Origin of the sequence: Microseira wollei NIES-4236 (genome assembly GCF_020521235.1) — a bacterium.
Lineage (GTDB): Bacteria > Cyanobacteriota > Cyanobacteriia > Cyanobacteriales > Aerosakkonemataceae > Microseira > Microseira wollei.
The window spans coordinates 43507-66552 of sequence record NZ_BLAY01000032.1 but is presented as its reverse complement, the minus strand read 5'-3'; the positions used below and the strand labels follow the sequence as shown (position 1 = coordinate 66552).

26 protein-coding genes are annotated in these 23046 nt (G+C 45.6%); 11 read left to right on the top strand and 15 right to left on the bottom strand.

Going from position 1 to position 23046, the window contains the following annotated elements; translation table 11 throughout:
- The 4 genes from MiSe_RS12665 to MiSe_RS12650 all read right to left on the bottom strand — a co-directional run.
- Window positions 1-1039, bottom strand: a 1039-nt coding sequence (locus MiSe_RS12665) for a sulfotransferase (protein ID WP_226579625.1), incomplete at its 3' end; no start/stop codon positions are given.
- A 9-nt stretch (window positions 1040-1048) separates the two neighbouring features.
- Window positions 1049-2191 (bottom strand): class I SAM-dependent methyltransferase, encoded by a 1143-nt coding sequence (locus MiSe_RS12660; RefSeq protein ID WP_226579622.1) that lies wholly within the window; start codon window positions 2189-2191, stop codon window positions 1049-1051.
- Window positions 2192-2235: 44 nt separating this feature from the next.
- The gene (locus MiSe_RS12655) at window positions 2236-3612 is read right to left on the bottom strand and encodes an ABC transporter ATP-binding protein (RefSeq protein ID WP_226579619.1); all 1377 of its coding nucleotides are present in this window, start codon (window positions 3610-3612) and stop codon (window positions 2236-2238) included.
- Between the two features lie 50 nt (window positions 3613-3662).
- Window positions 3663-4517, bottom strand: a complete 855-nt coding sequence (locus MiSe_RS12650; protein ID WP_444980491.1) for an ABC transporter permease — start codon at window positions 4515-4517, stop codon at window positions 3663-3665.
- Between the two features lie 563 nt (window positions 4518-5080).
- Here MiSe_RS12650 and petP point away from each other — a divergent pair.
- The 6 genes from petP to MiSe_RS12620 all read left to right on the top strand — a co-directional run bounded on the left by petP (window position 5081) and on the right by MiSe_RS12620 (window position 10503).
- A complete protein-coding gene (petP, locus tag MiSe_RS12645) occupies window positions 5081-5278 on the top strand; it encodes a cytochrome b6f subunit PetP (protein ID WP_226579637.1) in 198 nt (65 codons plus the stop codon).
- A gap of 10 nt (window positions 5279-5288) precedes the next feature.
- Window positions 5289-6458: a Get3/ArsA fold putative tail anchor-mediating ATPase NosAFP gene (locus MiSe_RS12640; RefSeq protein WP_226579616.1), complete on the top strand. Its 1170-nt coding sequence runs from the start codon at window positions 5289-5291 to the stop codon at window positions 6456-6458.
- A 280-nt stretch (window positions 6459-6738) separates the two neighbouring features.
- Window positions 6739-7965 (top strand): RNA-guided endonuclease InsQ/TnpB family protein, encoded by a 1227-nt coding sequence (locus tag MiSe_RS12635; RefSeq protein WP_226579613.1) that lies wholly within the window; start codon window positions 6739-6741, stop codon window positions 7963-7965.
- A gap of 21 nt (window positions 7966-7986) precedes the next feature.
- A complete protein-coding gene (gene chlG / locus MiSe_RS12630) occupies window positions 7987-9024 on the top strand; it encodes a chlorophyll synthase ChlG (protein ID WP_226579611.1) in 1038 nt (345 codons plus the stop codon).
- A gap of 302 nt (window positions 9025-9326) precedes the next feature.
- Entirely contained in the window at window positions 9327-9611 is a 285-nt protein-coding gene (locus MiSe_RS12625) for a hypothetical protein (RefSeq protein WP_226579608.1), read from the top strand.
- A gap of 307 nt (window positions 9612-9918) precedes the next feature.
- A complete protein-coding gene (locus MiSe_RS12620) occupies window positions 9919-10503 on the top strand; it encodes a hypothetical protein (protein ID WP_226579605.1) in 585 nt (194 codons plus the stop codon).
- Window positions 10504-10510: 7 nt separating this feature from the next.
- Here the strand turns inward: MiSe_RS12620 and MiSe_RS12615 are convergent, their stop codons facing one another.
- The 4 genes from MiSe_RS12615 to MiSe_RS12600 form a co-directional block, all read right to left on the bottom strand.
- Entirely contained in the window at window positions 10511-11095 is a 585-nt protein-coding gene (locus MiSe_RS12615) for a Uma2 family endonuclease (RefSeq protein ID WP_226579601.1), read from the bottom strand.
- A 210-nt stretch (window positions 11096-11305) separates the two neighbouring features.
- Window positions 11306-12268 carry an MDR/zinc-dependent alcohol dehydrogenase-like family protein gene (locus MiSe_RS12610; RefSeq protein ID WP_226579598.1) on the bottom strand — a complete coding sequence of 321 codons (963 nt, stop codon included), beginning with the start codon at window positions 12266-12268 and terminating at the stop codon, window positions 11306-11308.
- A gap of 173 nt (window positions 12269-12441) precedes the next feature.
- Complete coding sequence (locus tag MiSe_RS12605; RefSeq protein WP_226579594.1) at window positions 12442-13944, bottom strand: alpha/beta hydrolase family protein; 1503 nt, start codon at window positions 13942-13944, stop codon at window positions 12442-12444.
- A gap of 215 nt (window positions 13945-14159) precedes the next feature.
- Entirely contained in the window at window positions 14160-14384 is a 225-nt protein-coding gene (locus MiSe_RS12600) for a hypothetical protein (RefSeq protein ID WP_226579591.1), read from the bottom strand.
- A gap of 67 nt (window positions 14385-14451) precedes the next feature.
- On the opposite strand from MiSe_RS12600, the gene MiSe_RS12595 reads away from it, so the two are divergent.
- The 4 genes from MiSe_RS12595 (at window position 14452) to MiSe_RS12580 (ending at window position 17204) form a co-directional block, all read left to right on the top strand.
- Window positions 14452-14958 (top strand): ATP-binding protein, encoded by a 507-nt coding sequence (locus MiSe_RS12595; RefSeq protein ID WP_226579641.1) that lies wholly within the window; start codon window positions 14452-14454, stop codon window positions 14956-14958.
- Window positions 14959-14971: 13 nt separating this feature from the next.
- Window positions 14972-15139, top strand: coding sequence for a hypothetical protein (locus tag MiSe_RS12590; protein ID WP_226579588.1), 168 nt, complete (start codon window positions 14972-14974; stop codon window positions 15137-15139).
- A 29-nt stretch (window positions 15140-15168) separates the two neighbouring features.
- Complete coding sequence (pyk, locus tag MiSe_RS12585) at window positions 15169-16581, top strand: pyruvate kinase (protein WP_226579587.1); 1413 nt, start codon at window positions 15169-15171, stop codon at window positions 16579-16581.
- Between the two features lie 140 nt (window positions 16582-16721).
- A complete protein-coding gene (locus MiSe_RS12580; protein ID WP_226579584.1) occupies window positions 16722-17204 on the top strand; it encodes a DUF29 domain-containing protein in 483 nt (160 codons plus the stop codon).
- A gap of 16 nt (window positions 17205-17220) precedes the next feature.
- Here MiSe_RS12580 and MiSe_RS12575 read toward each other — a convergent pair whose 3' ends face one another.
- The 4 genes from MiSe_RS12575 to metK all read right to left on the bottom strand — a co-directional run bounded on the left by MiSe_RS12575 (window position 17221) and on the right by metK (window position 20260).
- The gene (locus MiSe_RS12575; RefSeq protein WP_226579581.1) at window positions 17221-17523 is read right to left on the bottom strand and encodes a hypothetical protein; all 303 of its coding nucleotides are present in this window, start codon (window positions 17521-17523) and stop codon (window positions 17221-17223) included.
- Window positions 17524-17613: 90 nt separating this feature from the next.
- Window positions 17614-18507, bottom strand: coding sequence for a phosphotransferase family protein (locus tag MiSe_RS12570; RefSeq protein ID WP_226579578.1), 894 nt, complete (start codon window positions 18505-18507; stop codon window positions 17614-17616).
- Window positions 18508-18528: 21 nt separating this feature from the next.
- Window positions 18529-18912: a YkvA family protein gene (locus MiSe_RS12565; RefSeq protein ID WP_226579575.1), complete on the bottom strand. Its 384-nt coding sequence runs from the start codon at window positions 18910-18912 to the stop codon at window positions 18529-18531.
- Window positions 18913-18997: 85 nt separating this feature from the next.
- Window positions 18998-20260 (bottom strand): methionine adenosyltransferase, encoded by a 1263-nt coding sequence (gene metK / locus MiSe_RS12560; protein ID WP_226579573.1) that lies wholly within the window; start codon window positions 20258-20260, stop codon window positions 18998-19000.
- Between the two features lie 210 nt (window positions 20261-20470).
- On the opposite strand from metK, the gene MiSe_RS50880 reads away from it, so the two are divergent.
- Complete coding sequence (locus MiSe_RS50880; protein WP_264196467.1) at window positions 20471-20593, top strand: hypothetical protein; 123 nt, start codon at window positions 20471-20473, stop codon at window positions 20591-20593.
- Between the two features lie 195 nt (window positions 20594-20788).
- Here MiSe_RS50880 and MiSe_RS50875 read toward each other — a convergent pair whose 3' ends face one another.
- From MiSe_RS50875 to MiSe_RS12550, 3 genes are all read right to left on the bottom strand, one after another.
- Window positions 20789-20923 (bottom strand): hypothetical protein, encoded by a 135-nt coding sequence (locus tag MiSe_RS50875; RefSeq protein ID WP_264196466.1) that lies wholly within the window; start codon window positions 20921-20923, stop codon window positions 20789-20791.
- 13 nt (window positions 20924-20936) lie between these two features.
- Window positions 20937-21671, bottom strand: coding sequence for an HAD family hydrolase (locus tag MiSe_RS12555; protein ID WP_226579570.1), 735 nt, complete (start codon window positions 21669-21671; stop codon window positions 20937-20939).
- A gap of 90 nt (window positions 21672-21761) precedes the next feature.
- The gene (locus MiSe_RS12550; RefSeq protein WP_226579567.1) at window positions 21762-22853 is read right to left on the bottom strand and encodes a 30S ribosomal protein S1; all 1092 of its coding nucleotides are present in this window, start codon (window positions 22851-22853) and stop codon (window positions 21762-21764) included.
- Window positions 22854-23046: the final 193 nt, after the last annotated feature.

Here is a 23046-nt window from a genome sequence, read left to right as displayed (position 1 = left end):
CCTTGGCGTTGAGTTGTCCCTGAGTTGTGCCTAATTCGGTTTCGATTTGCACCAATTTTGCCAAAGCTGCTTGTAATGTTGTTTCCTTGGCGTTGAGTTGTCCCTGAGTTGTGCCTAATTCGGTTTCCAGTTGCACAACTTTAACTTGAGCATCTTGGAATTGCTCTTGCCATTGGGTCAATTCAGTCTGTAATATTTTTAGTTTTTTTTCTAATAACCGGATATTTAACCAATCTTGAAAATTCCAAAGCGTTGAATATTTTCTCCCAACAACTGAGGGTTTATCTCCTCCCAGCGCTTTTAAATTCAATTCTTGATAAATCTCTACAGCTTCTGGAAAGCATTTTTCTATCCAACTGGTTCGATGGCTTTGGGAAATTTTATCTACCCATAAATCTGGAGCGAAAATTTCTGGTTTCGGCTCGGTTAAATTCACATTAAATTTTTGATTAATTGTTTTAACAAATTCTGATTTTTCTGAAAAAATGCTATTAATATTAACTAGCAGACAATTTTCAGTATATTTATCGTAAAATTCTAAAATTTTCCTGTTATAATGAATCCAAGCTAAAAGTGCTAATTGGGGTTTGCTTAGTAAAATTTCATCAGTTCCGCGGCGATAAAGTGAATCAACGACTTCCCAAGGGGAACGATAGACGAAGATAAAATTAGCATTTGGCAGCAATTTTCTCCAAAAATCTAAGAATAATGTGGTGCGGGGATCTTTCCATCCCCAAACAGGACTGTGAGAATTTTGGCGGATAATGTTTTGAGCTATTTCGACAAAGTAGTCGGGTACGGGAATTTCCGGTTTGAGGGTAAAACCTTGTTCGTCAAGTTTATGCGAGCGCAAAATCTGCTTGTGAAACTCGACAAAATCAATATTCTCAAAATGGCCTTTAATATTTCCATAAGTTGGGCCGACCAACCGCTGTCCAATATCTACACCCATACTTTGTAGGAGGGAGGCGGTTAAGGATGTTCCCGAGCGGTGCATACCAGCGAGGGCAAAAACAGATGATTGACTAGCAAGATTCATAAATCAGTCCTATTTTACCAGAGATTGCAGCGTGCCAGATGCGATGACTCGTTCTAGCTTATGCTGATTAATTACTTTCACCAAGATAACGTCATCGGGTTCAACTACATCTTTTGCCAAAAAACAGAACCACCCACAATGAAGTGCTTGATTATTTTGAAAATATGCGGCTACATCGGGACGTTCCCTGTCGGGCAAACATCTTTGTAAGATTTTACCATTAACTAAGATCTGAATATCTTCTATCCCACCGTTCTGATTGAAGTCTAGCGCCCATCCATGGAACTGAAGTTCACCCGTGGGTGCAAAATTGCAATTGTCTACCCACCCATCCGGATGGTGGTGGAAATTAAGCGCGGAAAATTTAATATTGGGATTTTTAACAATTGCGTAGATGTCTTGATAGTGGCAAAGTCCTTTCGGAATTCGAGTAAAAGCGGCGCTATTGCCAATTATTTGCTTGATAATTTGACTGACAAATTCCTCGCTAACATAGGCTGTGCCGTACAGTTGTTTATCGAGAGTTCTGCTTTCACTTTCAGGTGTAAAATATATTCCCCCGGCGTTAAGCGCCACATCGGGTGGGATGAGAGAAATATCGTGGACGCTGAAAATTAAAATGCCGTTAGGGTTGAGTAAGCTATACAGCTTTTCCAGCCAAGGTGCAAAAGTTGTTTTGGGAGTATGGCTGAAGAAAGAAGAAGCCAAAATACAATCAAACTGCTGAGGGGTGGCGTAATCTTGAGGAGCTTCTACTGAAACAATGCCGTTGACTCCAAATTGTTCTATTTGAAATTTTACACCTGCTTGGTAAATATCCGAAACCCAAATTTTGTTGGGGGGTAACTCCTGTAACAAGAATCGGGTAAAGCGTCCATAGCCAGAGGCAAAATCTAGGAAAGACGATAGGTTATCGAATTGATGAAAATGCCATTCAACAATCTGTTTAACCGCGTCGAAGATGCGTTTCCCAAGCGAGTAGTATCGCAGACAAGCCTCCTGTTTATCGCCGTTTAAGTTCTGGAGGCTGTAGAGATACATTTCATCATCTTCATGAATCAAAGTTGTGAATTTTTGAGGGTATTTAATTTGAGCCTGAAGGAATGTTTTAACAACAGGATTATTTTGGGCGTTCGCTAATGTTGTTTCCACGTTCATCTCCTTTCCTTATTTCCTCTGCGTTGCAATTTCCGGCGTTAAATCAGTTCAACTTCTTGTTCTTTGTTACTGATATCGTAAGTAATTCTAATGCTTGGATCGATGAGAAAATCAACATTTCCAGTCCCCCAGCAATTAGCTTCAGGTCTAACTCTAAACATTGCCACATCGAGACATCGTGCTAGATAGGTAAAATCCCCATCAACGATGCCAGAAACTCCAGCATTCAAGAAGTATAAACCGGGTTGAAGCAGGCATTTAAAGCGAAATTCCATTACCACGAGTGTTTCTGCTTCTATCTGTTCGATAGACTGAGATTCAGCGCTAAAAGAAGCCCCGCCAATTTCCAGTCCGCTGGGGGTTTTAATTAGCATACCGAAGCGGACTTTGGCAGCAGGTTTAGAAAAAGTCACCGAGTAGGTGTAAATATAATCTCGACGATTTACCAAATGATTAACAACTTCACCATCTAGGGTAGTGATGCGAGGATCGATAATTTTTGCCCCACGAGATCGGTAGTTAATCGTGGTAGCCGGAATCATTTCTGGGTCGTAAAATTCGCGATTTTCTTGATTAATACTAGGTTTTGTTGCCAGTTTATTTGTCATATAAACCTGCGTATTTTGAGAATTTAATTGATGCAAACTGCGAATTTCTTGCCGGATATATTCGGCTTTAGCGAGCGGGGCGTAAATCAGTTCTTGATATTTGGAAATCGCCATTTTGGGATGGCTAACGAGTAGCAATTCTCCTCTATCCATTAATATAGCCCAGTCGCAAAGCGATACGACTGAGGTGGGAGAATGGGAAACAAACAGAATCGTGCCGCCTCGATCTTTAATTGCTTGAATTCTGGCGTAACATTTGCGCTGGAAAGCTTCATCTCCGACTGACAGTGCTTCATCTACTACTAAGATATCGGGATCGACGCTGGTGGCGACGGCAAAAGCTAAGCGGACAAACATCCCGCTGGAGTAGGTTTTGACGGGTTGGTCGATAAAATCGCCAATGTCTGCAAAGGCTGCGATCGCATCATACCTTGCTTCTATTTCTTGGTAAGTTAACCCCAGCAACTGACCGTTAAAAAATACATTTTGCCTGCCGGTGAATTCGGGATTAAAACCGCTACCCAGTTCTAATAATGCCGCTACCCTGCCGTTAACAACAACCTCGCCGCTGGTAGGCGTGAGAGTTCCCGCAATAATTTGCAGGAGCGTACTTTTCCCCGACCCATTGCGTCCGACAATCCCAATGGTTTTTCCTTTGGGAATTTCTAAGTTAACATCGCGCAAAGCCCAAAATTCCTTGGCTTTAACTGTGCCTGGAAGTAATAATTCTTTCAAGCGATCCGCCGGATTTGCATAACGCTTAAAACACTTGGAAACGTTGTTGATGGCAATTGCTATCTCAGTCATGGTACTGCTGAAAATAAACGGCTTTCTTTGAGAGTTAATCGATGACAAGTTCAAAGTACATCAGCAAATGCTTTCCGCAAGCGCTGATATACCCAGAAACCTCCGTAACAGACGACGACAGAAACGAGGGAAACAATTGCCCACGCTTGCCCGTGCCTGACTTCTCCGACTAAAATTAAGTCGCGATAAGTTTCAGCGATCGCTGCCATTGGGTTTAATAAAAATACCCAACTTTGCCATTTTTCTGGAATCACCGAGGCGGGATAAACAAGTGGGGTGAGGTAGAACCACAAATTGAGTAAAACCCCCAAAGTTTGGGGAACATCCCGCAGAAATACCGTTAACCCAGCTACCAGATAACTCAAGCCAATTGTTAGCAGCAATTGAGGCAACCAAATCAGCGGTAGCAGCAATAGGGTAATTTTCACCGTACCGGCGAGCAACCCTACCATTACAATCAACGCAATTAACCCGAAACAGCTTTCCACAAAGGCGCTAAACACCGGCACTAAAGGTAACAATGCCAGTGGAAAGACTACCTTTTTTATCAAATTAGTTTGGTTAATTACCGATACAGATGCTGCTACCAAGGCCATGGTAAAAGCATTCCAAGATAACAATCCGGCAAACATCCACAAACCAAAGGTTAAGTTATTTTCTGGTAACCCTTGGAGGCTAAGTTTGACCTTTAGAACAATCGAGAAAACATAGGTGTAAATCAGCAATTGGGACAACTGATTCAGCAAAGGCCACAAATTTCCCAAAACAGAACCTTTATGTCGAGCTTCTAAATCTCGTACCACCAATGTTTTCAGGAGGTCTAACTTCGCCAAGAAAGGGTGCTGCGCTGGTATCCAGCGGCGAAACCTTTCAGTTTTCCTTTCAACTCCTTTGACCGATCTCAGCAATTTCTGTTTCCTCGCTCACTATCAACACACCACCACAGACAAAAAATAAATCAGATCGGGATATGCAGCACGGCTGGCTGCACTTGAGAGACGGAAACGTTTTTCCTTTGTTAGATGGTACTTTAGAAATCCACGAATGCGATCGCTTGCGGCAAAGGGCGTCAAAGACGCTCCAGAGCTACCAAACAGTTCATAACCTACTCCCTGAGTTTTCCAGTCTCAGGTTAAGATTTTATTCATATTTGTGCAATTTGGGCAAAACATTGTGGAAGAGGACGGGTCTAGTTCTTGTTGTATTCCCCAGGTCCCCGTTTCCCCGTGTCGGGAGCGTCTTCTTGGTCAAGTGCCCAAGGTGCGATCTTCTGCCTTGGCTGCGAGTCTGCGCTGGATCCTAATTCCGTAAACTGTAATGTGGGGCTAATCACACCCGCATCTCAATCTGTATTACCCGACGGCGGTGGGGGAGGCGCTAGCTTGTGTAGCGCAGAAGCCGGTATTGTATGCAAAGCGTCAATAGCGGTTCTCCACCCTGTGGAGTGGTTTATCTAGTTGGAGTTCAAATGGAAATCGGTCAAAAAGTGCGCGTGCGTCGTCTGCGGGATCGCTCATCTGCGGAGGTGGTCAAACGGTTAGGTCAAACCGGCATCATTCAAGCCTTCAAAATGGTAGATGCCAGCGGAGTGGGTGTTGTTGTACAGTTTGATGACAAATTTTCCACCTGGTTCTTTGAAGACGAAATAGAACTCCTCAAAGCATAAGGAAGCAACGATGTCCCTGATTTTGACATTTTTAGGCAAAGGTGGCGTAGGTCGCACGACGATCGCCATCGCAACAGCTAAACGACTTGCCGCCTCTGGTGCGCGAGTCCTGCTGGCTTTTGGCGACACCGAACCAGCATTAAGTTCGCTTTTAGGTACGGCAATTGGTCTTGATCCCCAACAACTGGCTCCTAACTTGCAGGCGGTGCAGTTTCAGACTACCGTCCTGCTGGAACGCAGCTGGGAACAAGTAAAAGATTTGGAAGCCCAATACCTGCGAACTCCGATCATAAAAGAAGTCTACGGTCAAGAGCTAGGAGTATTGCCGGGGATGGACAGTGCGTTAGCGCTGAACGCCCTGCGGGAGTACGACGCTTGCGGCAAATACGACGCGATCGTCTACGACGGGACGGGAGATAAAGCCCTTCTGCGGATGTTAGGAACGCCGGAAATTATGAGTTGGTACATCCGCCGATTTCGGGATGTTTTTATCAATTCGGATTTGGGCAAAACCCTGTCGCCGTTCATTCAACCCGTCACCAGCGCCATCTTGAATGTCAACTTAATCGGGGATAACTTTGCTCAACCCACCAACCAGGTAAATAACTTGCTCGACCAAGGGAAGGCAGCGATGTCTGACCCCAAACGGGTAGCGGCATATTTGGTGACGACAGGCGACCCAAATGCGATCGCAACTGCCAAATACCTCTGGGGTAGCGCCCAACAAATCGGTCTGACCGTTTCTGGGGTGATTCTCAACCAGACCGTGATGGCGGATACCTTTGCCGCACAGAAAGCTCAAACCCTGGAACAAGTCTACGAGACTTACGACCGGGAAACATCGGCAACCGAAATCACCACCTCCGAGTTTGCACCCCTGCCGGTCAGTACCGTTCCCGTTCGCATCGGCGACGACTGGCAACCCCTAATCGACGCCCTACCCGATTTTCTCAAAGCAGCGGGCGTCCCCAAACCCATCGAGATCGACATTGCTGGACGTCAAGTGCGCCTGTTCTTACCCGGATTTGACAAAAAACAGGTCAAACTCACCCAGTACGGCCCAGAAGTCACCATCGAAGCAGGCGACCAACGCCGCAATATCTATCTACCTCCCCAACTTAGCGGGCAATCTGTCAAAGGCGCTAAGTTCCAGAATAATTATTTGACGATTTCGTTCTAGCGGGGGAGCGATCCTCCTACTCGTTTCGGTGATAGAAGAATTAAATGAACCGCCAAGACGCGCAGCGGCTTCCCGTAGGGTAGACGCCAAGACGCCAAGAAAGAAGAGATCTTCTAGCACCGAAGCGAGTAAAGGATAAAGCGTTCAATCCCAAATTCACCCATCTAAAATCCTCTCATCGGTATTGTAAAACTTCACTCAGATTATAGGCTGTTATAGCCAATCCTAGTCATCTGTGGTAAAATCAGCCACATCATGCCTGCCAAAAACCTAATCATCGATGCAGCTAGTTGAAAAACACATTATTGACAAAAATCATCAGTTCTACTCGGAACTGGACAATTTGTCTTTGATGTCAAAAAATCTATTCAACTTTGCCAATTACATAATTAGACAAGAATTTATCTTCAAAGGAGTTTACAAGGATTACTATAAAGTTCAAAAACTGTGTCAAGGCACACCCGACTACGCACTTCCGGCTAAAGTCTCCCAGCAAGTTTTATTGAGGTTACATGAAAGCTGGAAATCATTCTTTGCCGCAACCATTGAATACGGAAAACATCCAGAAAAGTTTAATTCTATTCCAAGGCTACCCAAATACAAACACAAAACAAAAGGCAGAAATGTCGTCACATACACTAACCAAGCCATAAGTAAGTCTTGGCTATCTAGAGGAGTGATTCATCTATCCTTAACCAACATTTTCTTGACTACAAAAGTCAAACAGCCCTCACAAGTTAGAATTGTCCCAAAAACTTACCATTATGTAATTGAGGTAATTTACGACATCGCCGTCCCATCTTCAATAGAGCAGGAGGCGCAAACGATTGCCGGGATAGACATTGGGTTAAATAATCTAGCCACGATTACCTCGAACAAATCGGGGTTCACCCCAATTATCATCAACGGCAAACCCCTCAAAGCGATTAACGCTTACTACAACAAAAAGAAGGCAGTTTTACAATCATACTTAAAGTATCAAATCAAAACATCTGCCCGTATTAAAAAACTAACACACAAGAGAAACTTACTGGTAGAAAACTACTTGCACCACGCTAGCCGTTATATTATAAATCACTTGGCAGCTAACCAAATAGGGACACTGGTGATTGGAAAAAATGATGGCTGGAAGCAAGAAATTAATTTAGGGAGGCGCAACAATCAAAACTTTGTCTCGATTCCTCATGCCAGATTTATCCACTTGCTGACTTATAAGGCAAATTTAGCGGGAATTAAAGTGATTGTCACGGAAGAAAGTTATACAAGTAAGTGTTCTTTCTTGGATAACGAACCATGTGTCAAACAAGCGTCATATAGGGGAAAGCGAGTTAAAAGAGGTTTATTTCGATCTGCTGATGGTAGGCTAATTAATGCTGATGTTAATGGCAGCGCCAATATTATCACAAAAGTATTCCCCAACGCTTTTGCCGAGGGGATACAGGGCGTAGTAGTACGTCCAGTAAGGGTTACACCTTACAAAATGGTTGGACGCTTGCGATTGAGATAAAAGTCTATAAAACCTGTAACTATGTCTGACTCGCCTTCCTCCCAACTTCCCACGGACGCCACAACGGCTGAGGTGGATGTACAACCCAATACCGAAGCGCCCCTCGATGCCAGTGGCAATGCCAAGATGCGGCAAATGCTAGGGATGAAAGGGGCTGCAAAGGAAACCAATATCTGGAAAATTCGCCTGCAACTGATGAAACCAATCACCTGGATACCCCTGATGTGGGGCGTAATCTGCGGTGCGGCTTCTTCGGGTAACTATACTTGGACCTTAGAAAACGTGCTGATATCGGCGGCGTGCATGTTGCTGTCGGGGCCGTTCATGACAGGTTATACCCAAGTGGTGAATGAGTACTACGATCGCGAGATCGATGCGATTAACGAACCCTACCGCCCCATCCCCTCGGGAGCAATTTCCCTTCCCCAAGTCATCGCTCAAGTTTGGGTACTGTTACTCGCTGGGATTGGTTTGGCATTTATCCTCGATCAATGGGCAGGACACGAATTTCCCACGATTACTTGTATCGCCATCGGCGGTGCATTCCTCGCCTATATTTACTCTGCACCTCCGTTGAAATTAAAGCAAAACGGCTGGCTGGGTACTTATGCTTTAGGTTCCAGCTACATCGCCCTCCCTTGGTGGACTGGTCATGCTTTATTTGGCGACCTCAATCTGACAATTGTCGTTTTAACTCTGTTCTACAGTTTCGCCGGATTGGGGATTGCGATTGTTAACGACTTCAAGAGTATCGAAGGAGACAAGCAGTTAGGATTGAAGTCTATGCCGGTGATGTTTGGCGTGACTACAGCAGCTTGGATTTGCGTGCTGATGATCGATGTATTTCAAGGTGCGATCGCTGGTTACCTAGTTTACATTCACCAAAATCTCTACGCCACCATCCTGGTGCTGCTAGTGATTCCTCAAATTGTGTTTCAAGATATGTACTTCCTGCGCGACCCGCTGAAAAATGACGTAAAGTATCAAGCAAGCGCCCAGCCTTTCCTAGTTTTAGGAATGCTGGTGGCAGGTTTGGCTTTAGGCCATGCTGGTGTTTAGGTAATCAGTAATTGGTAATTGGTAATGGGTAATTGCTGGATATATTTCCTAGTAACCCAAGTTGCTAGTTATCTCTCAAAGAGCGGCTAATGGCTAATGGCTAATGGCTAATGTCAGTAAAAATCCTATATTAGCAATTAGCAAGCGAGCAATTAGCAATTAGCAACGCCCTTGTTTATAACTAGCAACTTACGTTAGTACTCATTACCCTTTGCCAATCAATCTATCGTGAGATAGAGAAAATAGCTGATTATATTTATTTACATTTAAGCTATTAGTTCCACTTTGTTCTGAAAATAGCCGTGTTTGAACTCCTGTATCCTCTAGTTCGCGCAATTCAACCGTTTTTAGCGCCGGTTTGCTTTTTCTTTGCCTGGGCATTTGTAGCGGTTTTAGCTTGGGGTGTTTGGTCAGCGATCGCAGAAAGCGTCACCAGGGCGAAGGTGATGCACCAAATTCCCTGCGCTAACTGTCAGTTTTTCACCAACGACTATCGCCTCAAGTGTACCGTGCATCCCCGGATTGCCAATTCTGAAGCAGCAATTAATTGTCCAGATTATTCCTCGAAAGCCAATATTTTATACTAGCCCAAGTTGCTATTTAGATCCAAGGACACTGGTAATAGGTAATGGGTAATGGGTAATTGTTAAGATGACACAGCCTTTAAATCTAATTACCAAATAGCTATTACCAATGGCCCTGTGGTGAGAGCGATCGCCAAACTCTATTGTCCCACGCTCATAACTTAATTACTCCCTTAGCACTTCCGCGATTACCTACCTCTTCTTTTTTCTTCCTTCGTGTCCTTTGCGTCTTCGCGGTTCAATAATTCAATATTCTTCCAGCGCCAAGCGAGTAAAATAGAATAGTCTTGCTGCTCAAAACCTCAAAATCATGCAATCCAACTTGCAAAAATTATATATCACCCCAGAAGACTTGAAAGCAATAGCCGCAGTTAGTCAGCGAGATTTGAAAGCCTACGAACAATTAAAATATCCCCGCTTAGCCTTATTAGTTACAATCGGCGGTTATGTAGAGCGTATCTTGCTTTTAGGCTGGGGATTGATTCCCCTGGGATATTTAATTAAGTGGAAATGGTTAAGAAAGCGTCAGAAAAGCCTGTTTGAAGAAGTTGATAAATATAATACCGTTATTAAAGCAATAGAAATTAACGACCAGCTAGTAGCCGCTGGCAATAAATCAGCCAGTTTAACCGATAGAGAAAAATTGATTTCAACCCTAGAAACAACTAGAGAAAATTTAATGTGCGCTTTAAAAACAGAGCGGATTTTGCGAGAAAATCGCGCATTTATTGCCCGCAATCAAGAACTTTTGGCAAGTAACTTAGCGGCTGTGCAAGCGTTGCAAGTCAGTTATGAGGCACGAGAGTATACAAAGTTGCTGAACGAAGCTTTAGAAGCAGCACAAGCTGTGCAAGGGGAAATGAAGCGACTAGAAAGCGGGGAATCAGATTTGTAGGGTCTGATTACCGTGGTGCTAGCACTTGGGCTGCTGTTAATTCTAGCAGTGGAAAAGTAGGAGAAACGATGCGATCGCTGCCTCGAAATTCGACAGCATCGTAGAAGCCTTCTGTTAAGGTGCATACTGTTACCAAATCTGAGAGTGGATCGACAATCCAGTATTCAGGAATATTGAGTACGGCATATTCAGAACGTTTGCTGCGGTAGTCGGTGGTTTTGGTAGACTCGCTGACTACTTCCACGACTAAAATTGGGGGAGGATCGGAAAGTTCAATTACCGCTTCTCGGTTAGCCAGAGATTCCCACTGTTCTATCGTTAAAACAGTTACATCGGGAATCCTTGAGGTGTCCCAACGTCCAGCGCGAGGGGAACGAATACCTACAGAAAATCTTTGTGTTGTCCAAGAAGTCCCTAGTTTTGAATTTTCTCCATCAAATGTGAATTCTAAGAACTTGGTGACTGCACCATGCTTACCAGTACCGAGACTCATGGGTATTAATTCTCCATCGACAAGTTCGTAACGGGTGTCTGTGCCATCATCGTACTTGAGATACTCTGCAAAGGTTAGTTTTTTGGTGGCTACGGTCATAGCGATCGCTCGATTACTATAGTTATTTCAATTTATCCGATTGTAACCTCTGTTTGATAAATAGGTTACTAGAAAACACGATCTCTGACAGGTAATTTTGCCAGTATCAATGCCTTGAAATAAATTTCAGGCTAAAAGCTAAAACCCGTTTAAACGGGTTTTAGAAAGTTGTGAAGTTAATTTCCTTTCTGACTTTTGCCAAAAGTTTAATTAAGAATTGGCATCTATCTCTAACAAGACCTTTAATACACCCCGTTCTTGGGCGCGTGTAAATGCCGTTAGTCCTTCAGATAAGGGATAGCGGGCTTGAATTAGCGGTTCTACATCCACTTTACCTGCGGCTAGCACTTCTAGGGCGGCGGCAAAGGGACCACAACGGGAACCGATGAGGGTAATTTCGTCTACGACTAAAGACGAGGCATCAAAGGTGAGGTGACCGGCGTAGGTGCTTTTGAGTACCAAGGTACCGCGAGGACGGAGGGCGCGGCGCGCGATCGCAAACCCTTCCGGATTCCCCGTACACTCGACAGATAGGTCAAAAGCGCGGTCGGTGACAGCATCTGCCAGCCCCGTTTTAATGCCCCTCGCCGCCAAATTAGCCAATTTATGCTGATGTCGCCCCACAACCAATAAATCGCAGCCAGTCAGCGCCAGCGTCTGCGCCACCAGTTGCCCTAACTTACCATCTCCTACTACCAAAACTCGGTCATCGTGGCGAATCGAGACTTGTTGCTGAATTTCCAACGCGGCTGCTACAGGTTCGGTAAAACTTGCGACATCGGTGGTAACGCTATCCGGTACGGGATGCAAGTTCTGTTCTGGTAACGTGAGATATTCGGCAAACGCACCGTTGCGATTAACGATACCAAGAACGCTGCGGTTTTCGCAGTGGGTAGGTTGTGCGCTGAGGCAGAAACGGCATTTACCGCAAGCGGCGTTAATTTCTCCCACGACTCGCTTACCGAGTAATTGGGATGACGCTTGTTCGACGATGCCAACAAATTCGTGACCTAAAATGCCCGTGTAGGGATAATAGCCGCGAATTAGTTCCAAGTCGGTATTGCAAATACCCGCACGCACAACGCGCACGAGTGCTTCGCCGGGTGGTGCTTCCGGGATGGGGACATCGGTGCGGAGTTGCAGTTGGTTGTTTTCTAACCAGATAGCTTTCATAGTTGGTTTTGTGGGGAGTTTAGGAATATTTTATGGGGTGATAACGCCCACAGGTTAAAACCTCTTGTTGTGCAAACTTGCGATCGCATTTACACTCAAAACATTAAAGCCTGCGTAGGCAGGCTTTGTTTGTATAGCCGCGCCTTCAGGCGTCGGGGCATTCAGGTAAAATACTATACAGTTACGAAGTAATTGGCGCCCAGACTGATGTTGGTGGAACCTTGAACGATCGCAATCAGTTCCAGACGGCTTTCATTCAGGAAGATGGCTGTACCCGCAGCTAAACCCGTGGGTGACGCTGCCAAACTATAACTCGACTTGGAACCAGAAAGTTGGATCGTGTCTTCTAAGGCATTGAAGTCAGCAATCAGAGCATAATCGCTGATGCCGGAAGTGCTAGTATTACCATCGTTGTAGAAGGCTCCCCCAGTAGCGCCTAGCACAAAGCGATCGCGCCCAACGCCACCAGTCAAGGTGTCAATTTCGCCAAGACCTCTGCCTACTGCGGCATCTGCTCCCGTCAGCACGTCGTCCCCATCATCTCCAAACAAGCGATCGCCACCAGCGCCACCGAAGACAGAATCATTACCGCGTCCACCATAAAGGAGATCGTTGCTACTATCCCCAAACAGGGCATCGTTGCCGTCGCCACCAGTAATGTAGTCATTTCCTCCGCCGCCACGGATGGTGTCATTGGTTGCGCCACCTGCCAGGTTATCGTTGTTAGCAGTACCCGACAAGTTGAGAGCAACAACAGACTTATTGTTTTTAGTCCTGGCATTGTTCTGCCCAGTGAATCCCGCGTTGACTACCGTGTTGAGGTTGAGGAGAGACCCATTGGACTGGGTAAAACTGTTGCCTTGGAGCAATTGTGTGAAGAGAGTGGTGGCATAGCTATGGTTGCCGACAAAACTACTCTGTCCGGGTTGAAACAAGTCGTTCCAGTTGGCGTAGACATCGAGAGTAGCTAACCGATCGTCGTAACCCAATGTCTGACTGGTATGAAAACTTACAACGCGAGTAGCGTCAGTCGGATCTAAGCGATCGTTTGCACCTTTACCTTCAAATGCAGGTCCAGCAGGGTCTAATCCCACAATTTGCGAGATAGAGCGTCCGGTGGATTGACGATAGGCAGAGCCAGCGAATCCAGCGATATGCGCCCCCAGGCTGTGTCCGATTATATTGGTGTAGTTAGGATCTACGCCGCTATTTCTCAAGTAAGCAGCTAATTGATTACCAACAACGTCTGTTCTGCCAGCAGAAGGCAGATACAAGGGATTACGCGCTCCATCTTCCCAGTCCACCAGAATAATATTAGCGTTAGACTCCCGCTGCCGAAGGGTTTGGGCTTGGTTCGCCATCCAGTCGGCAGGTTTGTAGTTGTTACCAGCATTGCCACCTGTGTTATTCCAGCCATGTATGATGACATAGGTTGGTGCGTCAGTATTGATGCGCCCGGAACGGTTGATCGAACCGTTACCCCAAATATTAAAATTGACTCCAGAAGTGCCAGTAGCGACATTGGACGAAGACATATTATTCATCGATGAAAAGGCGTTAAGAGTGGTATTCATATTCATGCTTCCCATACCCATATTGGAAAACATATCAAGGGATAAATTGCCATTTATTCCTGGCAGACTTGAAGAGGTAGTGAGCGAGAGATTCTTATTCATATTCATTCCTCCCGAAGTAGAAGACGTATTGAGTGAGGAAGTAAAGTTAGAGCCAGAAATGGAAATCGCCCTTAGTTCTCCTTTATGTGAAAAAGATCGATTGTTTAATCACTTTTGAGAGATTGGACTTTTTCCCATTTTTGGGAGTATCTATTGTCCGCCAGTCATCGTAGTCATTGAAATCGATTCAGGACTGACGCAAAGAAACTGGGTTTCTATGAAAAATCGTTGGTTTGGCAACTAGAGATATAGGTCGAAACTTTGGTGATGGCAAGGTCGTGCCTAAGTCCTGCGATTAAAACTTCTTGACCCACATCTACCCCAAGATTGTCTGGATACCAGACAATGTAACGATTGCCACTTTTGGCTTGAACAAGCATTTTGTAACTATAAGACTCAAGCCCAAAAGTTTGCAAAACTTTAAATGATTCGGTTCTCATTGAATTCTCCCCTTATGAACTATTTAAATACAGGTGCGCTAGCAGCAGATGGGCCAAGACTGGGAAGATGCCCCCATTCTCTCCTATTGCCTATTGCTACGGACGCACTCAGGAACTAGATACACTAAAACAATGGATTTTTCGGGACAAATGTCGGTTAATTTTGCTGCTGGGTGAAGCAGGAATAGGGAAAAACACTCTATTATATTTAGATGGTTTAAAGGAAGATGGTGGCAAAATATTTGCGAGATCTGGAGAATTTTTAGGTTCGGAAGGTAACTTATCTGGATTTGTAGAAAATAATTTAAATAGGACTTACGCTCATATTCCCGGTTTGTATGAAAAATCGTTGGGAAAGGGAACCACAGATCAAGGTCGAAACCGGGTTTCTAGGCTCGTGGCGCGTAAGTCCTGTTATGGTTGGTTTTGTGGGGAGTTTATAGCGGATTTCATTCGGATGAGGTACACCTTGGTTTGTGTAGCGGCACCCTTAAGGGTGCCGCTACACAAAAGGCGCGAAAACGCTGTACCTCACGCGGCTGCAAGCCGCTGTAAGCAATATTTTATTGGTTGAGGAAGCCCACAGGTTGAAACCTCTTGCTCTACTTGCCTTGCGGACGCAAGGCAAGGACTCAAAACATAAAAGCCTGCTACGCCTTGCTTGGTTTGTCTGCCTGCTGGCGCTCCGCGCCTTGAGGCGTCGGGGCATATTGGTAGGTATTTTTACCGGATGCACGATCGCTAGCAAGGGTTAAAGTACAAGAGGTTTTTACAGACGCTAGTTATGCTAAACCTACTCCACCGGACGAAAATCGTTGCAACCCTTGGTCCTGCGAGCAATACAAAAGAAGCGATCGCAAATCTAGTGCAAGCAGGTATGAGCGTAGCAAGGCTGAATTTTTCCCACGGTAGCTACGATGACCACGCGCGGACAGTCTCGTTGCTGCGATCTATCTCCCAGGAATTAGATACCCCCGTCACCATCCTACAAGACTTGCAAGGCCCGAAGATTCGGGTGGGACAGTTAAGAGAAGCGATAACTTTAAAGTCGGGAGAAAGTGTCTCTTTAGTACCCATAGCCGAATTTAAGGAGCAAGCGGATACAATACCGATTGATTATCCCTACCTAGCGGATGAAGCGCGAAAAGGGGCGCAGGTGCTGTTGGATGATGGATTGTTGGAACTTAAGATAGAAGCGATCGCATCAAAAGCAGTCCGCTGTCAAGTCATCAAAGGCGGTATTCTCAATAGTCGCAAAGGGGTAAACTTTCCCAGTTTAAACCTGCGACTGCCTTCCCTCACCGAAAAAGATATCAAAGACTTAGATTTTGGCATTTCCCAAGGAATAGACTGGGTTTCCCTCAGCTTTGTGCGTCGTGCTGAAGATATCTACTCCCTCAAACAACTTCTAGCAGCCAAAGGTGTCGATATCCCCGTCATCGCTAAAATTGAACGCCCCCAAGCTATTGCCAACCTGCAAGCAATTGTCAACGAATGCGATGGCTTGATGGTAGCGCGGGGAGACTTGGGAGTAGAAATGAGTCCGGAAAAAGTCCCAATGTTGCAAAAGCAAATTATTCGATTGTGCAATCAAAAGGGAATTCCCGTCATTACCGCTACCCAAATGTTAGAAAGCATGATTCAAAACCCCCGCCCCACCCGTGCGGAAGCCAATGATGTCGCCAATGCTATCATCGATGGCACCGATGCGGTGATGCTTTCGGGAGAGTCAGCGGTGGGTGTATATCCAGTCCAAGCGGTGGAAATGATGGCGCGAATTGCACAAGAAGTGGAGAAAGATATCCAATTTGTCAACAATCCACCAATGGATAGCGATGAAACTCATGCCTTGAGCGAAGCGCTTAACGCGATTGATAAAATTGTCGATTTGCGCTGTATAGTTGCTTTTACCAGTTCGGGTTATACAGCGCGACTGGCGTCAGCAGAACGACCCAAAGCACCTGTGATTGCTTTAACAGATAATATCCGAGTTTACCACCGCTTAAATTTAGTTTGGGGGGTGAAGCCGCTGTTACTCGATTTTCAGGTGGAATCTTTTGAGGATCTGGTGAAGCAAGCGGAGACTAATTTAGTACAGCGCAATTTAGCTGCTGTTGGTGACCGGATTTTAATTGTAGGAGGAATTCCCACCCAAAAATCTGGCGGGACTAATTTTCTGAAAATTCACACGATTTAGCATTCAAACGCGATCGCTTCGACTAAACTACGGTGTGAGCGATCGCCTTTTCCTTACTTTAAAATAAATGTACTGAAATTTCGCTTTATAATTATGGTTAATGGATTAACCTGATACAGATGCCAGATGCAAACCCAAAGATGGCAAACAAACCGATGCCTGCACTAAATCTCTATGAAACCGATTTCTATGCTTGGACGCAGGAACAAGCAAAGTTGCTCCGCAGTAAACAATGGAACAAAATCGACTTACCAAACCTGATTGAGGAGATTGAATCTTTGGGTAAGCAGCAACGTCAGGAACTTCGCAATCGTTTGAGCTTGTTAATTGGGCATTTGCTCAAGTGGGAATATCAACCACAACATCGTAGTCGTAGTTGGCTTGCAACAATTCGCGTACAGCGCCGCGATACGTTACGACTACTAAAGGACAACCCTAGCCTCAAGTCTTATCTTGATGATGCGCTGCAAGAAGCGTATGAGAATGCCAAAGACTTAGCAATGGGAGAAACTGACCTACCAGAGCAAACGTTTCCTGCCGATTGTCCATACAACTTGTTGACTGAGATTTTAGGCGATCGCTTTTATCCTGGTGAACCGAGTGAATTAGTAGACAATTCATAGTTGCGAGCGCCTAAAATCATAGTTCTAGACCTTGTTGCCGATATTTGTTGACTAGGAGTTGCTGATATTCGCTCTTTTGATCGGTTGACCAAGCTTTAGCAACATCGTCTTGGATGATATCAGATGTGAGTTGTTCCAGAGAAATCGTGCGGTTGTTTTGGAGGTCTTCCCTGGCTAACTTTAAGTCTTCTAGGTCTTGCTGTTCTTCTAGTTCGTCGAGATATTTTTCAATCAAGTAATGCAGATAGTTGAGAGCTTCTTTGAGAATAGGCTCTGGGGCTTGTTCTATCGTTTGCAGGAGTTGTTCTTTGATGGTCATGGCAGCCTTCAATCCTTGTGTTGCCAAATCGGAGGTCTAACTATATGGTAACGAAGTTGAGCGATCGCTCCAACGGCTTTTTGCTGCTGTTCACCACGCAGCACCTAAAGGCTGTATATCTCTAGCCGAACTTCCAATGTGAGCTAATAGCAACTCAGTATCTTGCTGTTGAACTCCCATCAGCGCCCATTGTAACCAAACTGTTCCGGCTCTGAAACGAGCTTGATCGATCAACCTCTCTAGATCGGAATAGTATCGATCCATCCGCTTCACGACAGGTTCGCCATAATTATCCAGCAAACTGGCAAAATCAATCGCTGGATTCCCCACACCTGCTGTGCCAAAATCAATAATGCCGCTAATCGTCTGTTGCTCTGAATTAAACAGAATATGGTAGCACCCTAAATCACCGTGAATTAAAACAGGAGAAGCCTCTAGCGTTAAATTGCCTTCGACCAGCGGCTGAAAGTGTTCGTGAACCCAAGTGCGTTGGTGTTTCCATAGATATGGGAAAAGAATTTCCTGAGTTTTTTGATAAAGATTCAACATCTCTTCGCGAGTGCGTTCGGCAACTGAAGCCGCAATTCCAGATGTTTCATGCACATCTTTTGGTATGCTGTGTAGTTGCTGATAAAACTCGCCTAACTGTGCGATCGCTTTTTCCTGAGTAGATGAATCTAGCCTCAGTAACTTATTTCGAGAAAGCGCCTCGCCGTCAATAAAGGGATAGCTGACAAAATCCTCTTCCACATGGTGAAGCTGCGGAATGGGTAGGTCAATGAAAGGTTGTACTACCTGCAAAATCTTGACTTCTATCGCCAAGTTTTCTTTTGCCCACTTTGTTTTGGGAAATCGACACACTAATTTCTGGTCGATGATGATTACATCGTTGTTCATTCCATCCTGGTTGAACTCCAGGCGATCTAATGCAGAGTTGGGATAAACAGCGCGAATTTTTTCGATGTAATGGTCTGGGATAGTCATATTTTCCCCAATCTTGACAGTTCACCGTTTCAAAATCTGCCCCATCCAAACAACGATTAAAATCCCCAAAACTATCCAAATCATAACAATAATAACGGCTGCTATCTTACTTGTAGGCTTACCCCCGCTCATTGCTGCTTCTGCTTGAGCGCGACACTCGTTTAAAACAGCATTGGGAATCATCTTTAATACCAACCAAATCAAGAGCGGCACTATAATTAAATCGTCTAAATAACCAATTATTGGAATAAAATCTGGAATCAAGTCAATCGGACTAAAAGCATAGGCAACAACGCAGCCAGCCAACAACCTCGCATACCAGGGAACTCTGGGGTCTTTACAAGCTAAATAAATCGCATATGTTTCTTTTTTAAGTTTCCTGGCTTGTTGTTTTAATGCCTGCATGGGTTAATTTATCTGAGTTGAAAAAGCGTAGGGTGCGTTCAGATCGCACCCTACAAATAAAGAGCAATATCGCTCTTTTATCTTCCTACCCTACTGAAGCAGAAAGCTGTTGCGCCAACGCTTCTTTCAACAGCGGTGCTTTGTCAGTTTGTTCCCAAGGCAACTCTATATCTGTGCGACCAAAATGACCGTATGCGGCTACATCTTGGTAGAAACGACCGCCCCGTTCTGCTGGCAGATTGCGTAAACCAAAGGTGTGGATAATTCCCGCCGGACGCAGTTCAAAATGCTCTTGCACTAACTCCAGCAACCTGTCATCATCCACTTTGCCAGTGCCGAAAGTTTCGATTGTCATGCTGACAGGTCGAGCAACGCCGATAGCGTAGCTTAACTGAATTTCGCACTTATCTGCCAACCCGGCAGCGACGATATTTTTCGCCACGTAGCGGCAGGCGTAGGCGGCACTGCGGTCTACTTTTGTGGGGTCTTTGCCGGAAAAAGCACCGCCGCCGTGACGGGAATAACCGCCGTAGGTATCGACGATAATTTTACGACCTGTTAAACCAGCATCTCCCTGGGGGCCACCAATGACAAATTTGCCGGTGGGGTTGACAAGGAAGCGGGTTTGTGCATCTGGTTTGATCGCAATATCGGCAAAGATGGGTTGTACGACTGCTTCCCAGAGGTCTTCTTTGATTTTGGCTTGGATGGCGGCGGCCTCGGTGATGTCGCCAATGGTGGCAGTGTGCTGGGTGGAAATCAGAATTGTATCAATGCCGACGGGTTTACCATCTTCGTAGATTACCGTTACCTGAGTTTTACCATCGGGACGCAGGTAAGGCAGTTGCCCGGTTTTGCGCACGGCTGCCAGTCGTCGGGCGGCACGGTGGGCTATACTGATCGGTAAGGGCATCAGTTCTGGGGTTTCGTTGCAGGCGAAGCCAAACATGATGCCTTGATCGCCCGCGCCAACGGCGTCAAATGCCTCATCGCTAGACTGTTCCCGCGTTTCGTGGGCGGTGTTGACGCCTTGGGCGATGTCAGGGGATTGCCTGTCTAACGCAACCAATACCGAGCAACTATTGGAACAGAAGCCGTTTTCAGCATTCGTGTAGCCAATTTCGGCAATTTTTTTGCGGGCTAAATCGATGTAATTAATGTGGGCTTTGGTGGTAATTTCCCCTGTCAGCAGGACTAAGCCTGTATTAACTACGACTTCGGCGGCGACGCGGCTTTTCGGGTCTTCGGTGAGTAGCGCATCTAAAATAGTGTCGGAAATTTGATCGCAGATTTTATCAGGATGACCTTCGGTAACAGATTCGGAGGTAAATAGATAGCGACGAGACAATGGTAATTCCTCCTGGAATATTAGATAGGAAAACGAATTGTTTGAGCTAGGTTCAGCCACTTTGACCATTCCCCACATCAATAGCGGAGAATTTGTGGACTGAGAATGTCCCTTTTAGGTTTCCCCAATTGGTGTCTTACATTCTCATGTCATGGCGTTTTAACTAACTGCTATTCAAAACCTAGACAAGTATAGACCAGCTAGTTTTGATTGACGTGTCAACGGGGAGCGACGGCGCAATTAACCCTTAACGTCCAGGCACGGTTTAGCCATCCGCGCATACTCTGTGGGAAGCAGCGCCCAGCGCGTCCACAAGCTTTAATTTTCCTGTGACTGGGATACTGGCGCTATTTTAGTGCAAACTGCGACGTGCAGTTGCACCCAAAGCCTTTTACCCTATACCGGGTATGAGTGGGCGCATCATTCTTCCCGTTCTTTCTTTAACCAGTCATCATAACAATATTTCTATCAAAGGTTTGTAAAGATTCAGTATTTTTACTGTTTGATCCTGATGAAGCTGGAGAGCCATCAGGTTCTACCTGAGAAATTTACTGAGTTGTTGGCGGAAGTAGGGACGGGTTTAACAACATATTTCTTGGCTTCTTTTGGTTGGTAAAACCCGCCCCTACTCTCCTTTAACAATTCTTCACAGAGTGGGGTCATGGGTCAAACGGGACTAAATGATTTGGATTTCGTCTAGTTGCGCGAGCGCTACATCCGCCGCTGCCAAATGCGCCGCTTCTGGATTTCCCCAGCATATGCCAATACAACCGGCTGCACCAGCTTTCTGCGCCATTTCAATATCCGCCGCCGAATCTCCGACCATTAAAGTAGCACCTGGTTCGACACCCAGTTTCTGGCAAGCTTGCAGAAATAACGCCGGATCGGGTTTACTTAGCCCTTCATCCACCCCCATTTCTAGCTGAATGCAATCTTCCAGTTGATAGTACTTGACAAATTCTTTAACTCGTGATGTTCTAGCTGCCGAAAGAATCCCCAATTTTAGCCCAGCATGGGAGAGAAATTGCAGCACTTCCAAACAGCCGACAAACAGGGGAGAGGGGGCAGTTTTTTGCAAAACTCGATCGGCTTCTTCAAACCCGCGACGGGCAATTGAGAGCGAATCGATCCACCCTCTTCCAGTTTCGGCGATATAGGCAGCGGCGGCAATTTCGTTTTCGCGGCGACTGCCAACGGCGATTAACCCGGTAGGATCGAGGGTATCCCCATTGATGCCAAATGCCATTAATAAAGGATCGCCAACACCGGGAATTTGGGCATCGATGGCACGACATCGCTTTTGTCCTAACTGTCTCAAATATTCTGCGGAATCTTCCAAAGTGCCGTCTTTATCAAAAATAATGGCAGAGATATGGGGAAAAGTTTTGTCCCGACAGCGAATTGTAACCAACCTATTGTCTCCTCTCGATTTGAGCAAAAAAAAGAGGGAATTACCCTCTTTTTGAAAGCCCGTTGTATTTCACCACAACTGAGCTATCGCTTACTCTTGAGCTGAGGGTAAAGCTGCTTCTGGGATTTCCACTGCTTCTGGGATTTCCACTGCTTCTGGGATTTCCACTGCTTCTGGGATTTCCATTGCTTCTGGGATTTCCATTGCTTCTGGGATTTCCATTGCTTCTTCTTCCGTCGCCAGAACCGCAACTGCGGGTGGTGCTTCAGCTACTTCACCTTGCTGTTTGGCTTTTTGCTGTTCGCGATACTTCGCCGCCATTTCTTCTGCCATATCGTACACGCGATCGCGATTGCGGATCATATCCCCTGGTTCGGGTTCCAGCTGTTTGGTAGACAGGGAAATCCTACCCCGTTCCGCATCTAGATCGATGATCATGACTTTAATTTCGTCATTCACATTGAACACGCTATGAGGCGTATCGATATGTTCGTGGGAAATTTCCGAAATGTGCAATAAACCGCTGACGCCGCCAATATCGATGAACGCACCGTAAGGCTTGATTCCTCTCACCGAACCGATCACCACTTCGCCTACTTCCAGGCGGTTCATCTTCCGTTCTACTAATGCCCTTCTATGGGACAGTACTAGACGATTTCGATCTTCATCTACTTCTAGGAATTTCAGGGGCAGTTCTTCTCCCACTAAATCTTCTTTCGGCTTCCGGGTGCTGATATGGGACCCTGGTATAAAACCGCGCAGTCCTTCTATCCGTACCAGCGCGCCCCCCCGGTTCGTGGCAAATACTTGAGAACGCACCGTCGCGTCTTCCGCTTGCAATTGACGCACTCGCTCCCAAGCGCGCATGTATTCGATGCGACGAATAGAAAGCGTTAGTTGTCCATCTTCGTTCTCATCGGTAAGAATAAAGAACTCGCGGGTTTCGTTTGATTGTAAAACCTCTTCCGGAGCGTCTACGCGGTTAATTGACATCTCCTGAATCGGAATATATGCTGCTGTTTTAGCACCTATGTCAATCAGAGCGCCCCGCGGCTCTATACTGAATACTGTACCGGCTACTATATCACCGGGACTAAAGTGATAATCATACTTGTCTAATAGAGCTGCAAAATCTTCGTGGCTAAAGCCAATTTCTGCCGTTGCTGATTTCTGATTGACCATGCGAATAGTTTCCTGTTAGTTATCGCCGTAGGTTTTTTGCCTCCTGTGGATGTATACGCACTCTGGTAACGAGTAGTTTACACCTACATGTTTGCTCTCTAGAACTGTTCCAAACCCGTTTGTGGGTTTCGGTGTCTATTTCCTGCTTCATCCTGGGGTTTTCACTTCCAGTCCACAGGCGTATCTTTAGGTC

Excerpts from the sequence above, each read along its gene's own strand:
- MiSe_RS12635 (WP_226579613.1), top strand. The coding sequence starts at position 6,739 with ATGCAGCTAGTTGAAAAACACATTATTGACAAAAATCATCAGTTCTAC.
- MiSe_RS12600 (WP_226579591.1), bottom strand. The coding sequence starts at position 14,384 with ATGAGAACCGAATCATTTAAAGTTTTGCAAACTTTTGGGCTTGAGTCT.
- MiSe_RS12575 (WP_226579581.1), bottom strand. The coding sequence starts at position 17,523 with ATGACCATCAAAGAACAACTCCTGCAAACGATAGAACAAGCCCCAGAG.
- MiSe_RS12640 (WP_226579616.1), top strand. The coding sequence starts at position 5,289 with ATGTCCCTGATTTTGACATTTTTAGGCAAAGGTGGCGTAGGTCGCACG.
- MiSe_RS12595 (WP_226579641.1), top strand. The coding sequence starts at position 14,452 with ATGCCCCCATTCTCTCCTATTGCCTATTGCTACGGACGCACTCAGGAA.
- chlG (WP_226579611.1), top strand. The coding sequence starts at position 7,987 with ATGTCTGACTCGCCTTCCTCCCAACTTCCCACGGACGCCACAACGGCT.
- MiSe_RS12565 (WP_226579575.1), bottom strand. The coding sequence starts at position 18,912 with ATGCAGGCATTAAAACAACAAGCCAGGAAACTTAAAAAAGAAACATAT.
- MiSe_RS12570 (WP_226579578.1), bottom strand. The coding sequence starts at position 18,507 with ATGACTATCCCAGACCATTACATCGAAAAAATTCGCGCTGTTTATCCC.
- pyk (WP_226579587.1), top strand. The coding sequence starts at position 15,169 with ATGCTAAACCTACTCCACCGGACGAAAATCGTTGCAACCCTTGGTCCT.
- MiSe_RS12620 (WP_226579605.1), top strand. The coding sequence starts at position 9,919 with ATGCAATCCAACTTGCAAAAATTATATATCACCCCAGAAGACTTGAAA.
- petP (WP_226579637.1), top strand. The coding sequence starts at position 5,081 with ATGGAAATCGGTCAAAAAGTGCGCGTGCGTCGTCTGCGGGATCGCTCA.
- MiSe_RS12655 (WP_226579619.1), bottom strand. The coding sequence starts at position 3,612 with ATGACTGAGATAGCAATTGCCATCAACAACGTTTCCAAGTGTTTTAAG.
- MiSe_RS12615 (WP_226579601.1), bottom strand. The coding sequence starts at position 11,095 with ATGACCGTAGCCACCAAAAAACTAACCTTTGCAGAGTATCTCAAGTAC.
- MiSe_RS50875 (WP_264196466.1), bottom strand. The coding sequence starts at position 20,923 with ATGACCCCACTCTGTGAAGAATTGTTAAAGGAGAGTAGGGGCGGGTTT.
- MiSe_RS12580 (WP_226579584.1), top strand. The coding sequence starts at position 16,722 with ATGGCAAACAAACCGATGCCTGCACTAAATCTCTATGAAACCGATTTC.
- MiSe_RS12605 (WP_226579594.1), bottom strand. The coding sequence starts at position 13,944 with ATGAATAAGAATCTCTCGCTCACTACCTCTTCAAGTCTGCCAGGAATA.
- MiSe_RS12610 (WP_226579598.1), bottom strand. The coding sequence starts at position 12,268 with ATGAAAGCTATCTGGTTAGAAAACAACCAACTGCAACTCCGCACCGAT.
- MiSe_RS12550 (WP_226579567.1), bottom strand. The coding sequence starts at position 22,853 with ATGGTCAATCAGAAATCAGCAACGGCAGAAATTGGCTTTAGCCACGAA.